The 23,731-nt window shown below is 41.3% G+C and carries 33 protein-coding genes and 1 riboswitch; of the genes, 29 read left to right on the top strand and 4 right to left on the bottom strand.

Features of this window, described 5'->3' with window-relative positions; all coding sequences use genetic code 11:
• The first annotated feature begins 39 nt into the window (after positions 1–39).
• From B9N86_RS19265 to B9N86_RS19210, 13 genes are all read left to right on the top strand, one after another.
• Complete coding sequence (locus tag B9N86_RS19265) at positions 40–954, top strand: phosphotransferase (protein ID WP_078503234.1); 915 nt, start codon at positions 40–42, stop codon at positions 952–954.
• Positions 955–1,229: 275 nt separating this feature from the next.
• Positions 1,230–1,475: an acylphosphatase gene (locus B9N86_RS19260; RefSeq protein ID WP_244562757.1), complete on the top strand. Its 246-nt coding sequence runs from the start codon at positions 1,230–1,232 to the stop codon at positions 1,473–1,475.
• A 237-nt stretch (positions 1,476–1,712) separates the two neighbouring features.
• A complete protein-coding gene (locus B9N86_RS31025) occupies positions 1,713–1,898 on the top strand; it encodes a DUF6985 domain-containing protein (protein WP_425298616.1) in 186 nt (61 codons plus the stop codon).
• A 300-nt stretch (positions 1,899–2,198) separates the two neighbouring features.
• Entirely contained in the window at positions 2,199–2,663 is a 465-nt protein-coding gene (locus tag B9N86_RS19255; RefSeq protein WP_208914759.1) for an NUDIX domain-containing protein, read from the top strand.
• Positions 2,664–2,905: 242 nt separating this feature from the next.
• Complete coding sequence (locus tag B9N86_RS19250; protein WP_208914758.1) at positions 2,906–3,430, top strand: P-loop nucleotide/nucleoside kinase family protein; 525 nt, start codon at positions 2,906–2,908, stop codon at positions 3,428–3,430.
• Positions 3,431–3,550: 120 nt separating this feature from the next.
• Entirely contained in the window at positions 3,551–4,249 is a 699-nt protein-coding gene (locus tag B9N86_RS19245) for a nucleotidyltransferase domain-containing protein (protein WP_208914757.1), read from the top strand.
• Between the two features lie 231 nt (positions 4,250–4,480).
• Positions 4,481–4,972 (top strand): GNAT family N-acetyltransferase, encoded by a 492-nt coding sequence (locus B9N86_RS19240; RefSeq protein ID WP_208914756.1) that lies wholly within the window; start codon positions 4,481–4,483, stop codon positions 4,970–4,972.
• Between the two features lie 317 nt (positions 4,973–5,289).
• A protein-coding gene (locus B9N86_RS19235) for an IS5 family transposase (RefSeq protein ID WP_208914755.1) occupies positions 5,290–6,053 on the top strand; the annotation gives its coding sequence in 2 pieces (ribosomal slippage) (positions 5,290–5,626 and positions 5,626–6,053; 765 coding nt in all).
• Between the two features lie 45 nt (positions 6,054–6,098).
• Complete coding sequence (locus B9N86_RS19230; RefSeq protein ID WP_208914754.1) at positions 6,099–6,599, top strand: hypothetical protein; 501 nt, start codon at positions 6,099–6,101, stop codon at positions 6,597–6,599.
• A 181-nt stretch (positions 6,600–6,780) separates the two neighbouring features.
• Positions 6,781–7,083, top strand: coding sequence for a hypothetical protein (locus B9N86_RS19225; protein WP_208914753.1), 303 nt, complete (start codon positions 6,781–6,783; stop codon positions 7,081–7,083).
• Between the two features lie 342 nt (positions 7,084–7,425).
• Positions 7,426–7,764, top strand: a complete 339-nt coding sequence (locus B9N86_RS19220; protein ID WP_208914752.1) for a phosphotransferase-like protein — start codon at positions 7,426–7,428, stop codon at positions 7,762–7,764.
• Positions 7,765–7,862: 98 nt separating this feature from the next.
• Positions 7,863–8,126: a hypothetical protein gene (locus B9N86_RS19215; protein ID WP_208914751.1), complete on the top strand. Its 264-nt coding sequence runs from the start codon at positions 7,863–7,865 to the stop codon at positions 8,124–8,126.
• On the top strand, positions 8,084–8,740 hold the full coding sequence (locus tag B9N86_RS19210; RefSeq protein ID WP_208914750.1) for a DJ-1/PfpI family protein: 657 nt from the start codon (positions 8,084–8,086) through the stop codon (positions 8,738–8,740). The genes B9N86_RS19215 and B9N86_RS19210 overlap by 43 nt, the downstream gene beginning before the upstream one ends.
• 185 nt (positions 8,741–8,925) lie before the next feature.
• Here B9N86_RS19210 and B9N86_RS19205 read toward each other — a convergent pair whose 3' ends face one another.
• The 3 genes from B9N86_RS19205 to B9N86_RS19195 all read right to left on the bottom strand — a co-directional run bounded on the left by B9N86_RS19205 (position 8,926) and on the right by B9N86_RS19195 (position 10,687).
• Positions 8,926–9,165, bottom strand: a complete 240-nt coding sequence (locus B9N86_RS19205; RefSeq protein WP_208914749.1) for a ferredoxin family protein — start codon at positions 9,163–9,165, stop codon at positions 8,926–8,928.
• 60 nt (positions 9,166–9,225) lie between these two features.
• Positions 9,226–9,840, bottom strand: coding sequence for a superoxide dismutase (locus B9N86_RS19200; protein ID WP_208914745.1), 615 nt, complete (start codon positions 9,838–9,840; stop codon positions 9,226–9,228).
• Positions 9,841–10,045: 205 nt separating this feature from the next.
• Positions 10,046–10,687, bottom strand: coding sequence for a helix-turn-helix transcriptional regulator (locus tag B9N86_RS19195; protein WP_208914743.1), 642 nt, complete (start codon positions 10,685–10,687; stop codon positions 10,046–10,048).
• Positions 10,688–10,859: 172 nt separating this feature from the next.
• Here B9N86_RS19195 and B9N86_RS19190 point away from each other — a divergent pair, with 172 nt between their 5' ends.
• Together B9N86_RS19190 and B9N86_RS19185 are read left to right on the top strand one after the other, a co-directional pair.
• Positions 10,860–11,216, top strand: coding sequence for a HesB/IscA family protein (locus B9N86_RS19190; protein WP_208914741.1), 357 nt, complete (start codon positions 10,860–10,862; stop codon positions 11,214–11,216).
• Positions 11,217–11,392: 176 nt separating this feature from the next.
• Positions 11,393–11,668, top strand: a complete 276-nt coding sequence (locus B9N86_RS19185) for a HesB/YadR/YfhF family protein (protein WP_208914740.1) — start codon at positions 11,393–11,395, stop codon at positions 11,666–11,668.
• A 219-nt stretch (positions 11,669–11,887) separates the two neighbouring features.
• Here the strand turns inward: B9N86_RS19185 and B9N86_RS19180 are convergent, their stop codons facing one another.
• A complete protein-coding gene (locus tag B9N86_RS19180; RefSeq protein ID WP_208914738.1) occupies positions 11,888–13,252 on the bottom strand; it encodes an FAD-binding oxidoreductase in 1,365 nt (454 codons plus the stop codon).
• Positions 13,253–13,695: 443 nt separating this feature from the next.
• On the opposite strand from B9N86_RS19180, the gene B9N86_RS19175 reads away from it, so the two are divergent.
• The 14 genes from B9N86_RS19175 to fosB all read left to right on the top strand — a co-directional run bounded on the left by B9N86_RS19175 (position 13,696) and on the right by fosB (position 23,689).
• Positions 13,696–14,742 (top strand): NAD(P)/FAD-dependent oxidoreductase, encoded by a 1,047-nt coding sequence (locus tag B9N86_RS19175; RefSeq protein ID WP_208914736.1) that lies wholly within the window; start codon positions 13,696–13,698, stop codon positions 14,740–14,742.
• 120 nt (positions 14,743–14,862) lie between these two features.
• Entirely contained in the window at positions 14,863–15,288 is a 426-nt protein-coding gene (locus tag B9N86_RS19170; RefSeq protein WP_208914735.1) for a MarR family winged helix-turn-helix transcriptional regulator, read from the top strand.
• Between the two features lie 78 nt (positions 15,289–15,366).
• Positions 15,367–16,782 (top strand): MFS transporter, encoded by a 1,416-nt coding sequence (locus B9N86_RS19165; RefSeq protein WP_208914734.1) that lies wholly within the window; start codon positions 15,367–15,369, stop codon positions 16,780–16,782.
• Between the two features lie 167 nt (positions 16,783–16,949).
• Positions 16,950–17,231 (top strand): histidine phosphatase family protein, encoded by a 282-nt coding sequence (locus B9N86_RS19160; protein ID WP_244562756.1) that lies wholly within the window; start codon positions 16,950–16,952, stop codon positions 17,229–17,231.
• A 298-nt stretch (positions 17,232–17,529) separates the two neighbouring features.
• Positions 17,530–17,859 carry a chaperone CsaA gene (gene csaA / locus B9N86_RS19155; RefSeq protein WP_208914732.1) on the top strand — a complete coding sequence of 110 codons (330 nt, stop codon included), beginning with the start codon at positions 17,530–17,532 and terminating at the stop codon, positions 17,857–17,859.
• 83 nt (positions 17,860–17,942) lie between these two features.
• Complete coding sequence (locus B9N86_RS19150; protein WP_208914731.1) at positions 17,943–18,413, top strand: DMP19 family protein; 471 nt, start codon at positions 17,943–17,945, stop codon at positions 18,411–18,413.
• 90 nt (positions 18,414–18,503) lie between these two features.
• Positions 18,504–18,665: a hypothetical protein gene (locus B9N86_RS30840; RefSeq protein WP_342192882.1), complete on the top strand. Its 162-nt coding sequence runs from the start codon at positions 18,504–18,506 to the stop codon at positions 18,663–18,665.
• 44 nt (positions 18,666–18,709) lie between these two features.
• On the top strand, positions 18,710–19,192 hold the full coding sequence (locus B9N86_RS19145) for a class I SAM-dependent methyltransferase (RefSeq protein ID WP_342192880.1): 483 nt from the start codon (positions 18,710–18,712) through the stop codon (positions 19,190–19,192).
• Between the two features lie 25 nt (positions 19,193–19,217).
• Positions 19,218–19,757, top strand: a complete 540-nt coding sequence (locus B9N86_RS19140; RefSeq protein WP_208914730.1) for a GNAT family N-acetyltransferase — start codon at positions 19,218–19,220, stop codon at positions 19,755–19,757.
• A 195-nt stretch (positions 19,758–19,952) separates the two neighbouring features.
• Positions 19,953–20,052: riboswitch (glycine riboswitch) on the top strand.
• A gap of 151 nt (positions 20,053–20,203) precedes the next feature.
• Positions 20,204–21,547: an alanine/glycine:cation symporter family protein gene (locus tag B9N86_RS19135; RefSeq protein ID WP_208914729.1), complete on the top strand. Its 1,344-nt coding sequence runs from the start codon at positions 20,204–20,206 to the stop codon at positions 21,545–21,547.
• Between the two features lie 464 nt (positions 21,548–22,011).
• Positions 22,012–22,398 carry a hypothetical protein gene (locus B9N86_RS19130; protein WP_208914728.1) on the top strand — a complete coding sequence of 129 codons (387 nt, stop codon included), beginning with the start codon at positions 22,012–22,014 and terminating at the stop codon, positions 22,396–22,398.
• 167 nt (positions 22,399–22,565) lie between these two features.
• On the top strand, positions 22,566–23,051 hold the full coding sequence (locus B9N86_RS19125) for a hypothetical protein (RefSeq protein ID WP_208914727.1): 486 nt from the start codon (positions 22,566–22,568) through the stop codon (positions 23,049–23,051).
• 38 nt (positions 23,052–23,089) lie between these two features.
• Positions 23,090–23,224 carry a hypothetical protein gene (locus tag B9N86_RS30675; protein WP_280174942.1) on the top strand — a complete coding sequence of 45 codons (135 nt, stop codon included), beginning with the start codon at positions 23,090–23,092 and terminating at the stop codon, positions 23,222–23,224.
• A 45-nt stretch (positions 23,225–23,269) separates the two neighbouring features.
• Positions 23,270–23,689, top strand: a complete 420-nt coding sequence (gene fosB, locus B9N86_RS19120; RefSeq protein ID WP_208914726.1) for a metallothiol transferase FosB — start codon at positions 23,270–23,272, stop codon at positions 23,687–23,689.
• Positions 23,690–23,731 lie beyond the last annotated feature (42 nt).

Genomic DNA, 23,731 nt, shown 5'->3' with positions numbered 1-23,731 from the left:
TCTAAATAATAACGTAAGGAACGAGGAGGCAGACAATTCATGGGAGGAACGAATGTATGGGATGCGGAGTGGGAGGTTAACGAAGAGCAGGCGCGGACGCTGATCGGCAGACAATTCCCTCAGCTGTCATCGAAGCAAGTGAAGCGATTGGGCTGGGGCTGGGACAATACGGTTTTTCTCATCGGTGACGAGTACGTGTTCCGGTTTCCAAGAAGAACGATTGCAGTTGGCTCGATTCGTATGGAAGGGAAGCTGCTGCCGAAGCTGGAGGCATATATGACCATCCCCTATCCGAAACCGTTGTTTTATGGCGAAGCAAGTGACGAATACCCGGCACCATTTCTTGGCTATGCCTACGTGCCAGGAGATTTCCCAATCGGTTTGACGGAAGAACGTCGGGCTTTATCGGCAGAGACGCTGGCGAAATTTTTGCGGAGATTGCATGAGTTTCCGGTGCAGGCGGCGCTGAAGTGCGGAGTTCAGCAAGATCATCGAAACTTGACGGACATAGCATCGCGCAAAGTGAAATTGGAGGGCTTTCTATCTAAGGTGGTTGAACACTTGTCGCCGGAGGAGTCCGGTGTGATCGAAGCGTATATTAGCAGGCTGCAAAAGGACCGTGTCGAGGCGGTGAATGCACTGCTACATGGCGATCTTCATTTCAAAAATATGCTTGTGAATGAGAACGGGATCGTTTCCGGCATCATTGATTGGGGCGATCTGAGCGTAGGCCATCCGGCTTGCGATTTGAGCGTTGCTTATAGCTTTTTACCACCTTACGCTCGCGGCGTGTTTTTCGAAACGTACGGAGGAGCGGACGAGGAAACGAAGCTGCTGGCGCGGCTGATCGCGGTATACATCCCCATACTGATCTTAATGCAAGCGGTCGATGACGGGAATGAAGCGATTGCGGCAGAGGCGAAATCCAACATCATGCGGGCACTGTCGGATTAGGCTCATTATTTCGTTGCGGCTATGGGGCTATGGTGGCTATCGGCACCATTTTGTCGTTTAAAGGCCGCGATAAGGTACGATCCGCCTTCTCTGATGCCGCTTTATGTTGAGGAACACGAAATTCAACAGAGTAAGTCGTTGCGCTAACGGGACACGATAGCAATAAACCGCCTTTTCAACGAAGGCGGTTTTCTTATGGTCAAATATCAACATTAGAATTTAACATAGCCATAATCTAAAAGAAAAAAATAGTAGTATAAGGGGTCTGCGGAAGAATGAGTATTTTTAAGAAATTAAGAAATGAATATGTAATTTGGCATGCAAATCGTGTTAAGTTTCCTGAATTTATACCAAGCTCTATAGTCAGAAAAAAAGTAGCCTTTTCTGGGAGGATGCAAAAGGTAGGATTCCGCTTAGAAATATATTGTATTGCTCGAAGAATGAAATTAACTGGATGGGTGAGAAATTTAAAAGATGGGAGTGTGGAAGCAGAATTACAAGGGGGAAAAGTCGCATATTGATTTTCTGGTCAATTGCATGCGGTCATTGAAACGGGCGTCTGTAAAGAAAATGACAATAATTGATCTGCCTATTAGAGAGGGTGAAGAAAGCTTTACAATAGTGGAATAAAGTACATATAGTATAAGTGACTTATTCCAGAGATTACACCGGGTTATAAAAGATGGGATATCTATTTTAACATCACATTGGAATAAAGCAAGCAACCCAAACCCAGATATACTGTTTTCATCTAAAGAATCTTCTACTCCGTAGGGGAAGTTGATCTTTATCGAAATCCTTACGATAGAAACGATAATACATTCGGTGCAACTCTGAGTGGAGGCACAGAATGGGACTCTGAAAATGGTATGGAAATTGTTATTCGGGGCAGTAAGGTTCTTGAGGTGCGTGAGTATTTAGCTTATGGCAAATTTGCAATATGAAACAAGACTGACGGAAATGAATAAGTAAGCGATGTGCCGCGGCAATATAAGATATTATTTAAGTAATTCGAGATGACGCTGACATCCTATAACAATGTATTCGCGCTGTGGCCCCTGACGGAGCCTTGGTCTGCCCGAGGCATTTCGAGGAAGTTGAATCAGTCAGATAATCCTGCGAACCTAACTGAGTCGGGGCCGGGACTAGGTCCCTTAAGGTTCTCGGGTTCGTAAATACAAGAACGTTAGACGAAAACGTGCTAACCCTATTAAAAACCAACAATTTTAGAAGGAGACTTCAAGATGATAAGAGAAGAACAACCACAAAAGTACCACGTGCTGGCTCGAGGAGTCATATTAACCGATAACCATCTTTTAGTTGCCCATTGCATAGGAATGGATAACACATTTTTACCAGGAGGACATGTTGAGTTTCATGAAAGTATTAGAACCTCTTTGTATAGAGAGATAAATGAAGAACTTGGTTTAATAAGTGAAGTCGGGCCGTATATAGGAGCAGTAGAAGCTGAACACGAAGATGAAGGAACATATCATCAAGAGATAAACCATATTTTTATTACTAAATTAGAAAACGCAGATTATAGAAAGAATCCAGAATCAAAAGAGAGCCATTTAGAATTTTATTGGATACCCATAAATGAGATGGACCGACATAACCTTCTTCCTCAACCAATGAGAAAGATTATTGAAAACTATATAAATGATGTTGAAGGGCCCTTTTTCGAAAGTACATTCGAAGAAGTTTAGTGGGGTTTATCGACAGGGCAAGTCTTCGTATAACACAACATTCACACTGCAGGCTACGCCCTGGTCTGCAGAAGAGAATTCGAGGAAGAAATTGGCAAGCAGACAACCCTGCGAAGCAAGTCTGGCGACATGTCTGGGCAATCGCTGCGCTTGATCGCTGGAGCAGCTTAAGCCTCTCGGGTTCGTGAATGTTTTAACGTTATAGGAAATTACCAAAAGATTTAAATGAAAGTCGGGAAAGTATGTCAAAGATTATATTACTTCGGGGGAAAGCCGGAGTAGGGAAAACTTTTATTTCAAATGAATTGGCTAAGAGAGTGAATGTACCAATAATCAGAAAGGATGATATTTTTGATACTGTTTTCAATTACATTTCGGATAATGTCCTTAGAAACAAATTTTGTTATGAAATGCTATTAAAGATTATTCAAACAAATATGGAGTGTAATACTGATATTATTATTGACTGCCCATTTCATTTTAATAATCAATTACTTGATTTAAAGAAACACATTGAGAACAACAAGGGAATCTTTAAACCAATATTATGTATCTGTAGCAATGAGGTTCTTTGGGCCGAACGTTTCAATCAAAGAAAGGCTAATCCTAATCCCAACAATATAATCACAGAATTTGAAGAAATGAAACAACACTATTTTAATAGAGGCATAGAATCAACCCCTTTAGACGGTGAATTAGTTATAGACAGTATTAAAAATATAGACGAACTAATAAAACAAACTATCACATATATAGAGAATTTGTAAGTTTTTCTATGATGGCAAACGCCCTCTGATCTGCTCGAGGTATTTCGAGGAAGTGAGGGTTCGTTGATACACAAACGTTAGATGAAATTGCTTAATACGTAGAAGCAGAGGAACAAAAAAATGAAAACACAAATTAAAGAATTAATTGATGAATTTATTAATTTTGATAAGTCTATAAAACCAGAATTAGAGGCAATTATTTTGTGCGGTTCACATGCCAACGGCCTTGCCACCGATCATAGCGATATTGATCTTTGCTGTATTGGCAACTTCAAAGAATTCAGGAGAGAGTATAGAACTTTTAAAGATTATGAGTTTCAATTAATGATTGCCCCGTGGGAATGGTATCATGAAGTTATTAGTACCTATGAAAGGAAAGGCAATATTGGAACAATAACCTCAATGTTGGCTAATGGCATTTGCTGGTGGAGTTACAACGAAACCAGATGGAGCGCCTTGAAAGAAGAAGCAATCAAATTTTTTGGTCAAGGTCCTACTCCAGTATCTACAGATGAGATACTAAGAATTCGGAGACGAATTACAGAGTTGTATAATAATTTCATCGACGAGGTTGATGAATTAACCTCTAGGTGGATTAAAAATCAAATTATGACCGTCTGTGTAGAAGCTCATTTTACAATAAGAAATTGGTGGGCTGTAAAGACTAAATATCAAATTAATATGTTGCGGGATCTTGATCCAGAATTTGTTAGATTTATTGAAGAAAGTATTAATAATGATAAAGCAGTAAAGAAGTTATGTAATTATATATTGAACCCTGTTGGTGGTTTAATTCTGAGCAAGAAGGAAGATCTCTAGCTAATTCGAAGAAGAGTTAACTTTAGCTAAAACCGTATTCACGCTGCGGGCTAGCGCCCTTGGTCTGCCAAGCGCATATCGGAGAAGTAGAGTCAGGTAGACAACCGTGCACTGGCTAAGTCCGTCGGACCCAGGGCATACGCCCCTTAAGCCAGTGAGGATTCGTGAATACAAATACGTTAGACGAACCCGCCAGAAGCATACAAAATAAAAGATCGAATTGGAGTTCATATGGATATTAACCTTGTTCCAATAAGAAAAGAAGAAAAAGATGTATTATACAATCTATATCAATTTTATCTCTATGACTTTAGTCAATTTACAGACGAGGATCACAACGGATTTGGAAAATATGAAATAACCATTGATTATTATTGGGAGGGTGACCCTCGATGGAATCCATATTTTATTGAGATTAGTGGAATTAAGGTTGGATTTTTGGTCGTGCTTTTTGAGAATATGGACACTGACCCCGATCCGACACACGTAATCTATGACTTTATGATACTGCGAAAATATAGGGGACAAGGAATAGGTAAGGCGGCTGCAATCAAGGCGTTTAATTTGTATAAAGCAAAGTGGAAAGTAGTACAATTGGAGAATAACACTCCTGCAATATCGTTTTGGAGAAATGTCATAAGGGATTTTACAAAGGATAATTATATAGAGAGATTTAGAGATGATGTAAGGAAATACATGCAAGAATTTAGTACGAAAGAATAGAAGAGCATATTTACTGAATACACTGGAGCGGATATTAAACAAACCGGATTATATAATTTGATGCCTGATTCCTAATTCGTCGCGTTTGCTCCACGGTCGCCAGTGGAATTTCTATATAGCGAATTCAAGCGACACATTCAACCAGCTAAGTCTGAGGACCCGTTCCCTTTGGTCACTTAAGTCGCTTGAACGTCAGGAACGTGCGAACGTTATGCGAAACACCCAGAAAGGATTCAGAAAACATGAAAACAAAAATATCTAAACTAGGGCCTGTCTTCAAACTATAAAACTAGCATTATAAGTGGTAAAATCAGGTTATGAAGAGACGATACGAAATACATGACGATCAGTGGGAACTTATCAAAGACGTGTTGCCAGCCGAACGAAAGAAACAAGGAGGACGACCTGCAAAAAATAACCGGACCATGCTCAATGCCATGCTCTGGATTGCTAGAACCGGCGCGCCTTGGCGCGATTTACCGGAGTATTATGGTCCCTGGAAATCGGTTTACACTCGGTTTCGTCGGTGGCAAATGTCAGGCGTATGGGAGCGAGTCCTTGAACAGATTTCGATTGAACCCGACTTCGAAAATGTGATGATCGATGCGACGATTGTTCGCGTTCATCAACATGGAGCCGGAGCAAAAGGGGGCAGCAATTTCAGGCAATCGGCCGCTCCAGAGGCGGATTAACAACCAAAATCCATGCAATTGTAGATGCGCTGGGTAACCCTTTGCGTTTTGAACTCACCGGCGGCCAAAATCATGATTGTGTGACCGGTTATGACATGTTGAAATGCATGGAACTCGCTGGAGCAAACGTGTTGGCTGATCGAGCTTATGACACCAATGATATTCTCGATTTTCTTCATGAGCAGCAGGCTCAGCCCGTGATTCCGAGCAAAAAATCTCGTAAGATTCAGCGTGAATGTGACTGGTGGCTCTACAAAGAACGTCATGAAATCGAATGTTTTTTCAACAAGATTAAACACTACCGCCGGATAGCTACCCGGTTCGATAAATTAGCCTGTACGTTTAGAGCTTTTTTGACACTGGCTTCCATTATGGTTTGGTTGGCTTAGGTTTGAAGACAGGCCCTAGCAGAGCTAATTGCTAAAGAAACATTTTTGAAAAACGAGGTATATTCATTTGGAGAAGTTCAAGAAACGATAAATTACATTCTTGAATATCTAGATATAATCGGTGCAGATAATCTTCATCTAAGAAACCCTTTAAACCTTGATGAAAATATTTTTTATTTCAGGAAGAGAGATATTCCTATGACGGGAAATGAAATAGTGACCGGTGAATATTTATTATTTGATTACACAGGCCACAATGAGGATATGTTTTTAAGGCAACTAAATTCATTAAATGAGATTGAAGATGAAATTACAAATGGTGGAGGGATAACCAATCCGTTTACTACTTTTCAAATTGCAATAATTAATGGAATGGTTCGAGATTACGAAATTTACTTTACAAATAAATTAGATAGTAAAGAATACAAGTTTATTAAGGATATTCATGATGCTCTACCTGAGTTTAAGAGCATCTTTGATAAGTCGAGTGTAGAACAAGAACGTGAGTACGATATAACAAACGCAAGGATAGTCTGGAAAGCATAATCGAGGAAGCTGGGTGCATTACATAGCACTGTATTCACGCTTCGGGCTGACGCCCTCGGTCCGGACCGAAGTGAAGAAGCAAGGAAGCGGAATCAGCCGGACAAACCTGAGAGGCTAAGTCCTACCGGACCCAGTCACTACGCTTATCCGGTTCATAGATACAATGAAGGGAGGCAAATATATGGCCCTTGATGGATATTTATCGGATGTGAATAATCAAAGACAATATTACTTTCCTATAGAAGACGCCTTCCATGAAGCAATTTTTCAAAATCATAAGATCTGGAATAGCTATATTCAATTAAGAAAGCTAAAGGACTACTATGGGACTGCAAAATACAATGAAATTGAAGTGAAAGCCCTTGCAGACGATTTCGAACAGTACATGTGCAATATCAATTCAATATATCATGCCAGAATAAATGAACTAATAATTAAATTGAGAGACAGAAGAATAGTAAAAGCATTATTTGCTGGAGATTAAGTGTGATAACGGAATGTATCCGAAAGACTTTAAATCAAGGAAGATCTTTTGGATTCATTTCGGGATTAGGAGCGGTAACAGCGGATGCAATATATGGTAATGAGATCATGATGTAAACCGTAAAGAGAGTTATATAAAGGGAGAAAAATAATTATGAAAAACGGAATAGTAATTTTCCTAAACGCACTTCAAGTGCAGGGAAAACAAGTATTTCTAATCAGCTTAAGCAGATATTCAATGAAGATTTCATTTACTTATCTGTCGATAACGCAATTGCTGGTGTGAATGACATGTTAATGAGTATGTATGGTGAACACATATCCAGAGAGGAAATAAGAACGTTTGACATTCTATATCGGCGTACATTGTCCTATTGACGAACTCGAACGAAGAGAACGAGAAAGAAAAGACAGACCGATAGGATTAGCCAGAGCACAAATTGAGATTGTACATAAACATAGCAGATATGATCTAGAAGTGAATACGAAAAAAAACTCAATCATTGAGTGTGCAAGTATGATTAAAGAATTTGTGAGTAATACATATCAGCATTGTATTGAGGATTTATTAATGCTAGGGTTTACCGTTTGTTTTATTAAGCAAAACTCTAAGATTTTATTATTAAATCGTGGATTTCCTGCTTGGATGGGCAACTGGAATGGAAAGAGTTTGAGTGGATAGTAAATCCTAAAAACACAGGGGTAGCAAACGATATTCCAGCAATCTTAGAGCACAAAATATTGAAAAGCAAAGTGAATTACTTGGAAACAAGGAGGAAATTGAATAGAAAACCATTAGAAGGCATCTCGTGGAAGGCCGTGGCATCAGATGACACCGTATTCACGCTGCAGCTGGCTGGCGCCGGCCGTGCTCCACCGGAAGAATTTCAAGAAAGAGGAGTCAGACGGACAAGTGTTTTCACAACATCGACACACATATACCCTACGTGGGTATGGTATTATACATATGAATTAATCATTATGTTTAAGGGAGAGATGACATGGAAATCGCAATCATGCTTTACGATGGAATCACATCATTAGATGCAATTGGTCCCTATGAAGTATTTGCTGCTACACAGAAATGTAAAGTGAAGTTTGTTGCCAAGAAAAAAGGGTTAATCAAACTGGACTCAAAAATGGGTTGTTTGCATGCTGATTACAGCTTTTCTGAAGTTACTTCAGCTGATATTCTTGTCGTTCCTGGTTGCAGTCCTCCAAATTATAAAAATCCAATGAATGATGAAGAAACGTTGAATTGGATTCGCCAAATACATGAGACCACGAAATGGACTACGTCGGTTTGTACCGGCTCTCTGATTTTGAGCGCCGCAGGCTTGTTGAATGGAGCCCCTGCAACCAGTCATTGGGGATCCTTCGACCTGCTCCAGTCTCTTGGAGCCATTCCAACAGATGAGAGAGTGGTTCGCCATGGCAAAATTGTAACAGCAGCCGGTGTCTCCTCTGGTATCGACATGGCACTTCAATTAGTAGCATGGGAATTAGGGGAAGATATGGGCAAAGGAGTCCAGTTGATTTTGGAATACGATCCTCAGCCTCCGTTTGATACGGGTTCAACAAAGAAAGCGCCGGCGTCATTGGTAGAACCGATAAGAGGAATGCTTCAAGAGTTTTCAAAGCGAGAGCCCAATATTTAAATCACAAATAAGTCAGCCACGTGGGCGTGGCACCGGTAAATTTTTAGGCTTATAAGAGTAAAAGTGGTAGCTTTAGGGGTCATCCCGAAGCTACCATCTTTACTTTTTGGTCTATGCTTGCTTACTTCAACAGATTATGGGCAAGGGAAAAGCCACCTGACCTTTAGATTTACTTTTGCTAAGCATTAATGATTCTTAAAAAATTGGATTGCTTTCTCGAGGTATATTTTTTCGTCTTCCCTCAATTCATCTTCCCAGGCAATCGCGCCTACGGGGCATGCCACTTCGCACGCGCCGCAATCGATGCAAATACGGGGATTGATGTAATATTGATCATGACCTTCTTCAATACAATCTACCGGACATACCTCCAGGCATTCACCAGCTTTTTCATCGATACAGTCAGCGGTAATTACAAATGACATAGAATCCCAACCTTTTTACGTTATGATTAGAATGGTTTTGGCTTCAAGCAGCCTGCTCCATTATTTTTTTGCTGCTTCATAAAGCCGTTCTACTTCGCTCCAGTTGACGATGTTCCAGAATGCCGCAACGTAATCAACTCGTTTGTTTTGATATTTGAGGTAATAAGCATGTTCCCATACGTCCAATCCTAACAATGGCGTAAGTCCGCCCATTAAAGGACTGTCCTGGTTCGGCAAACTAGAGATTTTGAGTTTTTCGCGTTTGTCCAAGCTGAGCCAAGCCCAGCCGGATCCAAAACGTGCCGCAGCCGCTTTTGCAAACTCCGCCTTGAATGCTTCGAAGCCGCCTAATTGTTGATGGATCGCTTCGGCCAGCGCGCCACCAGGCTGCCCGCCCCCATCAGGTCCAATCGTTTTCCAGAACAACGAATGGTTGGCATGCCCGCCTCCGTTATTTCGCACAGCAGTACGAATGTCCTCGGGAACGAGCTCCAGCTTTTGAATAAGAGCATCGACGCTTTTGCTCTGAAGCTCAGGATATTTATTCAGCGCTGTATTCAAGTTTGTTATGTAGGTGTGGTGGTGGCGGCCATGATGAATGAGCATCGTTTGCTCATCAATGTACGGCTCCAGCGCGTTTGCAGGGTAAGACAATGTCGGTAATTGGTGTGCCATATTCAAAATTCCTCCTTCACAAAGTTAGATGCTGCAGATTTAAGTGTAGTCAATATTTGATATATAATCAACATATAATTATATAAAGTATAAAATATATTCGATCCGTCCGATGATATGGGAGATACGAGGAAAGGGATCGACACCGTATCGTTGGCCGATCTGGTCTTGATCGGGACTCAAATCAAAAAAATAAACCTCGAATCTAGGATTGGAGGTTTCGTCGCCGTATTCGATATACGCATTTTTTATCGCCTTTGGTTAGGCATTCTGGACGAGTAATATCCGCATCCAGTAAAGATTCGAACAACCGCAATTCACATTGGCAGGCATGGTTGTATTGATTGGCGATTTGGGAGATCGGACAGTTGTGCTCGATAAAAACATATTCGTCATCGCTTGTTTTCTTCAATTCAACCATGTAGCCATTTTCGTTCTGAATATTGGCAAGTTCAGATACTTTGTCTTGAAAATCTTTGTCTTCCATTAAGCTGGTATACTTTTTGTATAACGTTTCCTTACGACGTTCAAACAATCTCTCGACCATATTTTCGCCCGATTCCTTCACCAGCTCGTCGAGCAAGTCGAGGGCAACGGCGTGATATTTATTCGGAAACAGCACATTGGCGCGTTCTGTCAAATGGTATGCGGCAGTTGGTCTTCCCATCGGCTGCCGAATAATTCTCGATTCAATGAATCCGTCGCGTTCCAGTGCGTCGATATGGCGGCGGACGGCCATGGACGTAATGTTCAGGCGATCCGTAAGTTCTTTAGCGCTAAGCTCGTCATTTGTTTTTAGCAGATGTAATATCGTTTCACGAGTCGATAAATCGGCTTTAGGTTGCAAAGGAATCACCACCTTGATTAGAACTTCATTTTGCGGACAAAACAAAAAGATATTTTATCTATAAAAAGTATTGTAACACAATATAACGGGTTGACAAGTACGACTGCATTCATCATAATTTATATACATAATAGTATACAATATATAAATAAATGAAATGAGGGAGTAACCCATGATTCATATTAGCGAAGTAGCAACAGATAAGATCGTCGACATGTTAAAGGACATCGGCGGGGATCAATATTTTTTGCGTCTTGGCGTAAGCGAAGACGGTTGCAGCGGTTTGTCGTACAGTATCAGCTTTGACGATTCGCTGGAAGAGGGAGATCAGGTCATTGGATGGGGGGGATTTCAGGTTGCTATCGATTATGCTAGCGAACAGTTCCTTGAAGGTGTACAAATCGATTACAAGGAAACGGGTATGACCGGAGGTTTTACGATCGACAACCCCAATGCCAAATTTACATGCGGCTGCGGAGCCAGCTTTCGGACTGCCACTTACCGGGGCAAAGCGAAAAAATGCGATTGATTGTCCAGAAAAAGATGGTTGAAAAAAATGACCTTTGTAATTACGTCTGGGTGTGTTGGAGAAAAAGCGGAAGATTGTATTGATGTATGTCCTCTCGATTGCATTAAGGACGGCGAATATCAATAATAATTGACTTTTTCAAAAACGGATAGAGAGGGATCGAGGAGGAATACATATTGAAGATTATCGTTACGGATGCAGCAGTGGATTGCTTCAAGAAGGACTGGGAATATTCCATAGGAGACTATGTACGTATATATGTCCGGTATAGTGGCGGTGGGGAAGATGCATTCGCATTTGGCATTACGAGAGACGAGCCACGTTATCCCGCAATATCGAATGTTTATGGCGGTATTACATTTTTTATCGAGGAAAATGATTTATGGTATTTGGATGGCCGCGATCTGACAATCGATTGCTTCCATGAGGATATTGTATTTGCCCGGGGGTGAGCTGTCCGAGCTTCATCCCAGAAGGAATCGCAAAGAAAATATACGACTTAATGGAAGTATAAAAAAACAGCGATCTATCGAAAATGAAAATATCCCTTTTGCGGTGAAGCCATTGTCGTGCATCATGCAATTGGCCATCATGAAGGAAAAGGAATAAATGCATCTTATACAAAACACTCCACCTCAATTCTGAAGTGGAGTGTTTGACGTGAAGCTGCGCTAAACTTGCGGTTCAATATTATGATTATGCCGGAACAGGTTGGTTGGGTCGTATTTCTGCTTGAGGGTCGCCAATTTTTCGTAATTGTCCCCGTATGTATCTTTGGTAATTTGGCGATCGGCCTGAACGGTATTCAGATAGGACGTGCTGCGAAGTGAATATGGCAGCATCGCCTCATAAACGGAATCAATCCATTCCTTGCACTGCTTCGCTTCTTCCATTGGAAAATCGATGTCGAATAAGAGAAGGAATGATGCATCCCGAACGGCAAACGCCGTTGCGTCTGGAGACACGCGATTCATTCGGCCGTGGCATTCCCAGAATTGAACCAATACGGACGGTCTTGGTAATTGCTCCAATTTACCCAGCAGGGCGTCAATCGTTTCATCGTTTAACTCTTTAACAAACAGCGATGACCCATAAACAGGGACATCCTTTGGAGCCACCTGGTCAAATCTCGATTGCAGCTCCGTATATCGGACGATACCTGTGTTATCCGAGATCGGTTGAGCCAATTCGCGCAGTGGTTGAACGGCTTTTTCTCCATCGGCTTTATCACCTGAGTACAAACCGGCTATAATAATGACTCGTTTATTGTGCAACGACTCGGGTACACCCGGAGCGGCAGGCATTTGAACGGTCATCATATTAAACGACACTTCGTCGGGAGCTGTTCGTAAAAAAGCTTGCGCATTATGCAAAACTTGTTTTGCATCCTTGTAATCGTACATGACGTCAATCGCCAGAACTTCAGGTCCAATCGGATACAATTGAAATTCAAATGAGGTGACAACACCGAAGTTGCCTCCGCCACCACGTATAGCCCAATACAGATCGGGATGTTCCTGTTCGCTGACCTGAATCGCTTCGCCTTCGGCCGTAACGATATGGGCCGATACGATATTGTCGCTCGTTAAGCCGTATTTACCTCTCAAGTAACCGATCCCGCCGCATAAAGCGAGTCCGGCGATGCCCGTTTCCGTAACGGTTCCCGTTGGCGTCGCCAAGCCGAACTTTTGCGTTTCCGCATCAACTTCGCCCAACGTTGCTCCGGCTTCTACAATCGCGATGTGTCGCTTTGTATCGACGGTCACCTTACGCATATCGGATAAATCTATCATGATGCCGTGATCGCATACCGCCGTTCCGGCCACGTGATGACCGCCGCCACGGATCGATACCGTGAAGCCCTTTTCTTTAGCAAATTTTACGGCAGCGACAACATCGGAAACGGCTTTGCAAACCAAAATCGCCGCCGGATGTTTATCTACGGAGGTGTTCCAAACCTTTCGTCTTTCGTTGTAGCCTTCCTCGCCCGGTACAATGAGACGTCCGTTCACATTAGCCTTTAATTGCTCGAACAATTGAGATCCCTCCTTGGTATTGTGGATTGTCCACCACTCTTTTCAGACTCGATCGTTATCGTCGTAGATGGAACTGTGTTCATTGTAGGTTACATAACATACATAGTAAACATAAATATATATTATATATCGGATGTATTTTCGATACTATGCCACTTAATAGTTGAGGACTTCTCAAGCTGTGCTGCAGCGATCGAACTACTGGCGACGGAGGTTGTACCTGCTATATGACGGGAGACTGCCCGGAATCAGAGGCATCATAATCCAATGCGGTCGAGATGTATACCAGATGAATAAAGATGTATATTGACAAATCAGAATGCTGGTACCATACTTATTAATCATATTTATATATAAAGTTTAAAAATATGATTAATAAGTTGCTTGGACGTGTAATTCTTGCTGCATGTCCGGGACGATTCAGATGAGGTGAAGGTGAGATAATGACAGAGAACCTGGAGTTATATGATGTTACTATTTTGGGAGGTGGCCCTGCGGGGATGTATACTGCTTTCTACAGCGGGATACGCGAATTAAAGACGAAGGTGATCGACGCCCAGTACCAATTGGGAGGCACACTGTTGTATTATTTGGACAAGATGGTGTGGGATGTAGGTGGAATACCGCCAATAACAGGCAAACAGCTGACTGAGCATTTGATCCAGCAGGTGAATACATTTGAACCAACCATTGTGTTGGGGCAAGAAATTGACGATTTGGAGCGAAGGGATGACGGTACTTTTGTACTTACCTCCACAGCCGGAGATCGGCATTGGACGCGAACTATTATTATGGCGATTGGCTTTGGCGGATTGCGCAAGTCGGTTAAGATCGAGATCGACGGGGCAGAACGCTACGAAAATACGAATTTATATTATTCGGTACATAATCTGGAAGACTTTCGGGGCAAGCGGGTATTGATCTCTGGAGGCGGTGATTCGGCTGTTGATTGGGCGAATGAGTTGGAACCGATTGCGGCGAGTGTGACGTTGGTTCATCGGCGTGACCAATTCAAGGGGCTTGAGCGAAGCGTATCAAACATGAAAGCTTCTTCCGTGTCGATTCGGACGCCTTATCGGGTGGAGGGGTTTCATAGTGAAGACGGAGTGTCGATTCAGCAGGTCAATATATGCCATGCAGAATCGGGGGAGAGTGAGCAACTGCATGTGGATGCGGTGATTGTATGCCATGGGGTGACATATGAGTATGGACGGATTCGGGAATGGGGACTCGGCATTGGCAAATGGAATCTTGACGTAACCGATAAAATGGAAACGGCGATTCCCGGCATTTTCGCTGTGGGCGATTTCGTTCATTATGGGAGCAAGGTCATGCTTATTGCCGGGGCGTTCAATGATGCAGTGCTGGCCCTAAACAGTGCGAAGCTGTATATCGAGCCAAATGCGGAGAAGATGGCCAGAATATCGTCCGAAAACACCCGATTCAATGAATTAAACCGGCAGTTAGGCGTAGTTGACGATGACGAGTAAAAAGGGAACTAAGCCATCCCTTTAATACCACTGGCGCCTGAGAGCATTGACACGTTGCAAGGGCTGGAATTATAATGGTCATAGCAACTATCATCATGTCAATTATCATGGAGGCCTCCATTGGAATTAGAAAAATATATAGGCGTTATTGTACACCGGGCTGATCTGAAGCTGAACAACTATTATCAAAAAGTAGTTAACCCCTTTGACATTACAGTCGATCAATGGGAAATACTAGTCATTCTGTGGGAAAGGGAGGGAATTACTCAAAAAGAGCTTGCCGAAAGATTGTACAAGGATCAGACGAACATTGCCCGCATGCTGTTCAAGCTGGAGAAGAAAGGTTTTATTTATCGTGTGACGCATGAGACGGATCGGAGATCTCTACGCGTATATTTGACCGATAAAGGACACGAGATTAAAGATGAAATTCTTGCTCCTTCGATTGAAGCGTACAAGAAAACGATTGAAGGATTAACGGAAGAAGAAGTTGAGACTTTCCGCAGGATTCTTTCTGTCATGTACAACAATGTTAAAGATCTCTAAAGGAGGTCAGGGAATATAGTTGTCATGACCATTATGATCAAAGCTAGTATATAATAAGAAGTTGTGGAGAGTGATACGATGGAAACAAATCATACTAAAGCCGGAATTTTTGACGTTCCGTACCGAGCGTTGACAATTGGTATTATTCTTGCCGTAACAACCGTAGCATTTGAAGGGCTGGCCATTACGACGATTGCTCCTAATGTGGCGCAGCATTTGAACGGTCTGCATTTATATGGATGGATATTCAGCTCTTTTTTATTGTCGCAAATCGTTGGTTCCATGATCATCGGACAGCAGATTAACAAACTAGGCGTGTATACCTCATTTATCGTATCAATTCTCATCTTTGTGATCGGTATAACGGTTGCGGGGACTTCCGTGAATATGCCCATGTTAATCGCAGGGAGAGCGTTTCAAGGTTTTGGCGCGGGTGCGATTATAACCTGTGTTTACTACAGCATTACATTAAGTTATCCCGACGCGCTCAGAACGAAAATACTTGCTGCATTTTCAAGCGCTTATATTATGCCGGCATTAATCGGTCCTTATTTGGCAGGACTTCTGGCGGAATTTTTCTCGTGGAGAGTTGTATTCTGGTTTGTTCTTCCGTTGATCGCTTTAGCCGTCATGCTGACTCTTCCTTCATTCCGTAAGCTTCAGCTTCAGGCAAGCGTGAATAACACAACGATTAAAAAAGGCTTTTCCAAAGAAGTGTATGCGATTATATTAACTGTCGGTACGGGATTGCTGCTAACTGGGTTAGGTTGGATATCCGAATGGAAAGGAATTGTGCTGACGATTGCAGGAGTTCTCATCATGATTAAACCTTTGCGCAAGTTATTGCCAGAAGGTACCTTTACTGTTAAAAAGGGTTTGCCGGCAACTATCGTTACAAGAGGGTTATATGTTGCGTGTTACGTTGCTACGGAAAGCTACGTTGTGTTGGCGCTAACCGAAGTGAAGGGGTTTTCTGCAGATCTCGCAGGGTTGATTGTTGCTGCTGGTGCATTAAGCTGGTCTACCGCAGCTTGGCTGCAATCCCGGTTTGATGAAAGAGACGGCGGCACCGGCAGAAGAAAACGAGTAATTATCGGTATCGGTATCATGATCGTTGGAGTCGCGTTAGTTATCGCTTCAATCAGGCTTCCAGACGACGGACTCGTATATGCATTGATATCGCAGCTATTCACAGGATTCGGCATCGGCCTGGCCAATCCGACGACAGGCGCTATCGCACTGCAGCATGCCCGGGCAGGCGAAGAAGGGGAAGTTTCCGCCGTTATTCAATTCATCGATGCATTTAGTCCGGGACTAAGCATCGGGATCGGCGGAGCTTTAATAGCGATTAGCGAAACGTTTAAGTGGGGCATTTTTACGGGGGTTATGCTGGCGTTGTTGATTCAGCTGCTTTTTATCATCATAAGTTTTGTCATTTCCTTCCGCATACAAAAAGAAAAGCAGGCTAAACAGTCTTCGTTTCCATTGACGTAATGGGTCTGTAGAATCGTTATTGATAGGAAGAAGGCCATAGAAGATCTGAAAGAAGTCGAATTGTTGGAAGACTTTTGTTAGAACCCATTGTTAAATAAATGGGTTCTTTTCTGCGTTTTAGTTCAATACGAGAACGAGTTTTAAGTTCGAAGAATCTGGATAACTGGATGGAACTCTTAAAGGAAACATATGAGAACCTAGAAATAGTTTATGAAGGAGGAGAATCATCCAGAGAAGCAATGAATAGAGGAATGGAAGTAATTAACGAAATTATCAACGGACCATACCAAAATGTAGTGGTAGTAACTCATGGTGCATTAATGTCTTTGATATTAAAGTATTTTAATAATTCTATAGGATATGAAGAATGGCGTAAATTAACAAATCCTGATATTTATTTAATAAGTAAAGAAAATCAGGAATATGAAGTGGGTCGAATTTGGATGTAGACTTAGTGGCAGATAGTGAGCAGGAAGACGACATTACCTGTTTACATCGTATTTGCGCTGCAATACTAACACTTCTGGGTTTGCCAGAGACATTTTGATGAAGCGGTATTTGTTAAGTCGGAGGTGTTTAAGAGCATGTTGAAGGCATCTCAAGATAGCACTTAATCATATAACAACGATTTTTCGCTGCGATCTGAAATTCCTTGATCTACCTGAGGATCTTCGAGAAAAGGATTACCATTAACTATCAATTGTGATATCGTGAAATTAGTATAACTGTAAAATGGAGGCAGCAACCATGGTGACAATTGAGGATTTTATGAAATTAGATATTCGTGTCGGTACTGTTATTAAAGCAGAGCCGTTTCCAGAAGCTCGAAAACCTGCAATAAAATTAGAAATCGATTTTGGTGAGATGGGGATTAAACACTCTTCTGCTCAAATTACACAAAGATATGAACCAGAACAACTTATTGGACGTCAAGTAATCGCTGTAATGAATTTTCCTGTTAGACGTATCGCCGGTTTTAAATCGGAGGTGTTGGTCATCGGCGGTGTTCCTGTAGAGGGTGATGTGGTGCTCCTAAAACCAGATGAACCTGTTAAAAACGGTACACCTATTGCCTAAGACATTAGTGAATATTTAGTTTGGACCAAGTGTTCGTAACACTTGGTCTTTATTACATAATTAAAAAGGAGTTGAAAGCAAACTTGTTAGAACAAGTGAGTGATTCAAAAAGATACAAAGGAGAGATTAAAATAATATTTTCAAAAGACTATATCTTTCAAAGATATGATACAGATAGAGAAAAGATTTCTGAGATGTTGATTGCCATGAGCAGAAATAATCGAACTTTTGAATCACTGAATGAAAGCGAGAGGACGCTCTCATTAGCTTGCAGGCTTGATGGAGAAATTGGTAATGGTGGATTGTCACAGTATTTTTTAAATAGTGAAGGTGTATACATTGAAGAGACAATTAAATGTTTACAATCTCTTAATGCACATGAACATAGAAAAATATTTGATCAAGCTAGTACGGCATATTTATCAAATGAGGATGAAGAAACGAAATATAAATATTGGTCAGATTTAACCGAGAAGTACGATCGGATTGATTATAATTTAATATACAAGTTGTTGATTGAATTTGTAAGAAACCATTGGAATGATTTTGAATAGTGATTTTTATGAAGAGGGAACATTACAGCTCGGAATACAAGTGCTCAATCATGTGAAGTTAATAAAATACGAAATTAGGAGGGGATCTTAGTGCCAAGTCATGATGAAATATATAAGGATCTATCTTTTTCATATGAGGATATGGTTAGTCGGCAACCTGATTTAACGGAGTATATTAAAGAAATCAGGTCATATAAAGGACTGGATGTTTTAGATCTAGGGGCTGGATCAGGAGGCTTTCAAGCTTTATAGCCCTGGAAGCTAACTCACTAGTTTGTACAGATATATCTGAATCTATGTTAGAGCTTTTAGACAAAAAATTAATTAATAATAGTTTGTCTCGCAATTGGACTACCGTTGTAGCTGATCATCGAAAGCTTCCAATCGACAATGCATCAATTGATTTAATTGTATCTGGTTGGAGCATTAGTTACTTAACTAACACGGGCAATATTGATTGGAAAGAGAACCTAGAGTTAATCGTTTCTGAACTTATGCGTGTCTTGAAACCTGCAGGGACAATTATAATATTGGAGACTTTGGGAACTGGAACTGAAAGCCCCAATCCACCTAAGTTTTTAACAGAATATTATTCGCTTCTTGAGAGTAAATACGGTTTTTCACATCGCTGGATAAGGACAGATTATCAGTTTGCAAATACGACAGAAGCTAAAGAAAATATGGAGTTTTTCTTTGGCTCAGATATTTCAAGAAAGATCGATGAAAACCAGTGGTCAACCGTACCTGAATGTGCAGGAATATGGTGGAAGCATGTGTGAACGTTGATCAACCAGGGAGGATTATATGAAAATCTCAATTAGTTTGACTGACCAATCTACAAAATTTATTGTAAACAACTTGTACCCGCTATACTTACATGATTTATCTGAAATATGGGAATGGAAACCGAATAGATATGGTGTATATGAAGATGATGATATATTGACGTTGAATGAGCAAAACAAAGTTTTCGATGTCTGGTGGGAGAATCCATCTGTACTATTCCCGTATTTAGTTAGAGTAGATGATATCCCGGCAGGCTTTGCGTTTGTAGCAACTCCACCTTACACGCCTCATGGCAGTGAATTTTTCATGAATGAGTTTTTTATGTTGAGGCCATTCCGTGGGAAAGGTATAGCTGAAGCTGCAGCAGTACAAGTGTTTAATAAACATAAAGGGTCTTGGGAACTGCAAACAAACCCGACAGAAGCAAATAAGAGGGCTCAATCATTTTGGAGAAAAACAATTCAAAATTACACTTCTGAATCACACCAAGAGGAGTTTGCCAATACAGAGAATGACGGATACAAGATCATTTTTAGATTTGATAATAGTCATTTATAGACTTGTAGATATTAATATAAAGGTGTATTGCCATAGAGAACATCCTTGCGGAATCGCAGACGGTTCTCTATAATAGATAAACAACTTCATAACTGGATGAAGTTTACGGGAGACAGGCGATGGCTTGGCCGAAGGGGCAAAACTCTCAGGCGTTTGCATCATTCTCAAAGGATTGAAGCAAGCAGGACCGTAGACGGACAGAACTCTGGAGAGACTCCGCTGATGTGGGGCACCGAAGGGGCAAGACGTGTCAGTACACGTTAAAACTCTCAGGTAAAAGGACAGGGATTGCAGATATTATGCATCATTATTCGAATTTGTGATTATAATCACCTATCGTTTTATTTGCTTTTCTGCAAAAATGTCCCCAGAGTCAAATCTATCGATTTGACTCTTTTTTCGTGTCGTGAGACACATCGATATCGATGCTGAAGAGGGGAAGAGGAATGTACATGTTAGAACAATGGTTAGACAGTGTGGATCATTTTGTATGGGGGCCGCCGCTTCTTGTATTGTTGGTGGGGACGGGGATTTTTTTCACATTCCGCCTCGGTTTGCTACAAGTTTTTCGTCTGCCGCTGGCACTCAAGCTCGTATTCACCGCAAAAAATGAAGGGCAAGGAGACGTAACTAGCTTTGGCGCGCTTGCTACCGCCCTGGCTGCCACCATTGGAACGGGGAACATTGTCGGTGTAGCGACCGCTATTCAAATGGGCGGCCCGGGAGCGCTGTTCTGGATGTGGATGGCTGCTTTTTTTGGCATGGCAACCAAATACGCCGAAGGTGTGCTGGCCGTAAAGTACCGGAAGATAGACGAGAATGGGCAAGTATCGGGTGGGCCGATGTATTATATTGAACAAGGCTTGGGTGTAAGATATAAACCGCTGGCTGTGTTTTTCGCTGTGAGTGGGGTATTGGTCGCATTTTTCGGGATTGGCACCTTCCCGCAAGTCAATGCCATTGTAACGTCTACGCAGTCAAGTTTGGGTATTCCAGTCGCTGCAACTGCAGCTGTAGTGACCGCTTTGACTGCATTGGTGACCTTTGGAGGGCTCAAGAATATTACAAGGGTGACCACGAAAGTTGTGCCCATCATGGCCATTGTCTATGTGGTAACAAGCTGCATCGTGCTTATTGCCTTCGCTGATAAGCTTCCATACGCTCTGTCGCTCGTGTTTCAGAGCGCGTTCAATCCGACCGCGGCAGGCGGCGGATTTCTCGGCGCTACTGTTATGCTGGCTATTCGCAACGGCATCGCAAGAGGTGTATTTTCAAATGAATCCGGTCTTGGCAGTGCGCCGATTGCGGCCGCTGCGGCCAAGGTGAAATGGCCTGCGGAGCAGGGACTTGTGTCGATGACGGGCACTTTTATAGATACGATTATTGTATGCACACTGACCGGATTGACTCTGATTGTAACCGGCGCTTGGAATGGGGCTGCGGAAGGAGCGGAAATGACACAAGCGGCGTTTGATGCGGCATTACCGTTTGGCTCCTTAATTCTTATGTTTTGCCTCATTTTATTTGCGTTTACGACGATTCTAGGCTGGAATTATTACGGCGAACGCTGCATCGTATACTTATTTGGCGTTAAATCAATCCTGCCTTACCGCATCGTGTTTATCGTTCTGGTCGGAGTGGGCGCGTTTATCAAGCTACAAGCGATCTGGCTGCTCGCGGATATTGTGAATGGACTGATGGCACTGCCGAACCTAGTTGCCCTGCTTGGTTTGTCTGGGGTGGTTGTGACTGAAACGCGTCTTTATCTAAGGCATATGAAACAGAGATAAGAAGGGATTCTGAAAGATAATAAGAGTACAGTAAGGGCGAAGGGCATTTGGACCTCAATAAGACAATGTTTGCTGAGACATGATGGATTTTTCAAAGCGGTATAGTTGTTTATGTGATGAGTGAACAAAATATTGCATTTCCGCTATTGGGCTTACGCCCCTTGCTTTACAGATGTATAATCAAGGAAGATGATCCAGACAACACGCGACCTGACCTAAGATAGGAGATATCTAAGGCCGGGTCGTCTTTTTTTAGGTGGTGTGTCGTCATGAATACGAGAGCGATATACGATAGAACGAAGAATTATATGAAAGTCTCAACTAGTTTGACTGACCAAAAAATTATACTTCAGAATCACACCAAGAGGAGTTTGCCAATACAGAGAATGACGGATACAAGATCATTTTCAGATTTAATAATAGTCATTTATTGACTGTAGATATTAATATAAGGGTGTTTAGTTATGAAGAAAAAGACAAGAAACATGATTATAGATGAAAAAGAATATGTATATGTTTTGAATCAAAAATATAACGAAAAAAGAAGCCATATTACATTAAAGGTTTCTCTAAAAGATAAGAAAAATTTAACATTAACGTTCCTTTTTTGTACATGGGATGATCCTATTACTGGCAGCCCACTATTGATAGGCGTTGATTTGAAAAATAAAAAGACAAATAAAGTAGAAACTTTTAATTTACATCATCCAAAAACGATTAAAAAGTTCATCTTATACGGCTTAAGAAATGGTTGGACCGGAGAAAACATAATCGAATTTCAAAATGGACTAGAAATTTTAAGCGAAATGGGCTATGACATTGCTTGGCTTACACCAAAAACAAATCATTAGGGGTCTAAAGGAGAGATAGAAGTGCAGGCAATTATTTCTTGATATGCGAGAGACAATGCATGACTCAGCATATTTCGGCTGACTGTATACGCAGACAGACTTAATCAGGTGGGATATCGCATAAATATTAGCTGTAGTACTGAAAAAGAGAATTTGGAGGTGTTTCCATGAAGGTATGGATAAAACATCAAGATCCAAACAACAAGTACGGAGCTAAGTTTACTTTAGGCGATAGAGATACACTTTTGCCTGAGACTGCGATTATTTCAGTAACAAGGGGAGAAAGATTCAATATTTTCAGAATTATCATAAATGGAATTGTTAATGAATTTGTTAAGAAACAACTAACTAAGAATGAAAAATTATTATATGCCGAACTCTCAGGACAACTTCAGAGTGGAATTGGTCAAACTGTTACGGTGTGGAAAGATGGGAGCTCGATGAATAATTTTAGAACCAAAGGAGCTCATAAATTTGCAACCAAATTTTTTGCATGGGTTTTTTATGGAGGTAAGGTGCAAGCCTATTTCTTAACCTGGAAAATTTCAAACCAGATTCCTATGGATCATGAAATCGAAGAAACGATTAAAAAATATGGTAGACATTTTGATGGAGGAAAACTGATCAGACAAGCTCAAAAACCTCCAAAATAACAAATTAATCGAAGGGAATACATATATAAAATGAAGGATTGGCCTTTTTCGTTTCGCATGATGAAGATGATGGGGCATGGCAATTTCATTCAAATGATGAAGCTAGCGAAGATGATGCGATGATAATTACAATAGAAGAGCATGGACAGATTAATATGGCTTTAGTCTTATAGAGAAGAATCATATGAGCGTGAATAAAGATGGGAGAAACCTAAACTATGAAAATCAAAGCGATAAATCATTTATGTTTTTCCGTATCCGATTTAGAAACGTCCATTGATTTTTATACCCATGTGTTTGAAGCAAAGCTATTAGTAAAGGGAAGAAGGCTAGCTTATTTTGATTTAAATGGCTTATGGGTTGCCCTAAACCAAGAGGATATCGACCGGAGTCAGAATCAAAGGACATATACGCATATTGCCTTCACGATTAAAGAGAAAGACTTTGATCTATTATTAAATAGATTGAAAGATTTGCGTGTGGATATATTGCCAGGGAGAGATCGAGATGAAAAGGATAAAAAATCGATTTATTTCTTGGATCCTGATGGTCATATGTTTGAGTTTCATACAGGGCATCTAAAAGATCGGTTAGATTATTACAAGGCCGATAAAGAGCATATGGAGTTTTATGAATGATCAAAGCAATGTAGGTTCAGTATTCATAGCTCAAGAAATAAA

Origin of the sequence: Paenibacillus uliginis N3/975 (genome assembly GCF_900177425.1) — a bacterium.
In the GTDB taxonomy this organism is placed as follows: domain Bacteria; phylum Bacillota; class Bacilli; order Paenibacillales; family Paenibacillaceae; genus Paenibacillus_AQ; species Paenibacillus_AQ uliginis.
Note: the sequence above shows the minus strand (reverse complement) of the source record. Positions and strands in the feature narration are given on the sequence as shown.

Coding starts and splice junctions, on each gene's coding strand:
- B9N86_RS19190 (WP_208914741.1), top strand. CDS start 10,860: ATGATTCATATTAGCGAAGTAGCAACAGATAAGATCGTCGACATGTTA.
- B9N86_RS19225 (WP_208914753.1), top strand. CDS start 6,781: ATGGCCCTTGATGGATATTTATCGGATGTGAATAATCAAAGACAATAT.
- B9N86_RS19260 (WP_244562757.1), top strand. CDS start 1,230: ATGAGTATTTTTAAGAAATTAAGAAATGAATATGTAATTTGGCATGCA.
- B9N86_RS19200 (WP_208914745.1), bottom strand. CDS start 9,840: ATGGCACACCAATTACCGACATTGTCTTACCCTGCAAACGCGCTGGAG.
- B9N86_RS19130 (WP_208914728.1), top strand. CDS start 22,012: ATGAAGAAAAAGACAAGAAACATGATTATAGATGAAAAAGAATATGTA.
- B9N86_RS19240 (WP_208914756.1), top strand. CDS start 4,481: ATGGATATTAACCTTGTTCCAATAAGAAAAGAAGAAAAAGATGTATTA.
- B9N86_RS19140 (WP_208914730.1), top strand. CDS start 19,218: ATGAAAATCTCAATTAGTTTGACTGACCAATCTACAAAATTTATTGTA.
- B9N86_RS19205 (WP_208914749.1), bottom strand. CDS start 9,165: ATGTCATTTGTAATTACCGCTGACTGTATCGATGAAAAAGCTGGTGAA.
- B9N86_RS19165 (WP_208914734.1), top strand. CDS start 15,367: ATGGAAACAAATCATACTAAAGCCGGAATTTTTGACGTTCCGTACCGA.
- B9N86_RS19265 (WP_078503234.1), top strand. CDS start 40: ATGGGAGGAACGAATGTATGGGATGCGGAGTGGGAGGTTAACGAAGAG.
- B9N86_RS19255 (WP_208914759.1), top strand. CDS start 2,199: ATGATAAGAGAAGAACAACCACAAAAGTACCACGTGCTGGCTCGAGGA.
- csaA (WP_208914732.1), top strand. CDS start 17,530: ATGGTGACAATTGAGGATTTTATGAAATTAGATATTCGTGTCGGTACT.
- fosB (WP_208914726.1), top strand. CDS start 23,270: ATGAAAATCAAAGCGATAAATCATTTATGTTTTTCCGTATCCGATTTA.
- B9N86_RS19175 (WP_208914736.1), top strand. CDS start 13,696: ATGACAGAGAACCTGGAGTTATATGATGTTACTATTTTGGGAGGTGGC.
- B9N86_RS19160 (WP_244562756.1), top strand. CDS start 16,950: ATGGAACTCTTAAAGGAAACATATGAGAACCTAGAAATAGTTTATGAA.
- B9N86_RS19125 (WP_208914727.1), top strand. CDS start 22,566: ATGAAGGTATGGATAAAACATCAAGATCCAAACAACAAGTACGGAGCT.
- B9N86_RS19145 (WP_342192880.1), top strand. CDS start 18,710: ATGTTAGAGCTTTTAGACAAAAAATTAATTAATAATAGTTTGTCTCGC.
- B9N86_RS19210 (WP_208914750.1), top strand. CDS start 8,084: ATGGAAATCGCAATCATGCTTTACGATGGAATCACATCATTAGATGCA.
- B9N86_RS19135 (WP_208914729.1), top strand. CDS start 20,204: ATGTACATGTTAGAACAATGGTTAGACAGTGTGGATCATTTTGTATGG.
- B9N86_RS19245 (WP_208914757.1), top strand. CDS start 3,551: ATGAAAACACAAATTAAAGAATTAATTGATGAATTTATTAATTTTGAT.
- B9N86_RS19250 (WP_208914758.1), top strand. CDS start 2,906: ATGTCAAAGATTATATTACTTCGGGGGAAAGCCGGAGTAGGGAAAACT.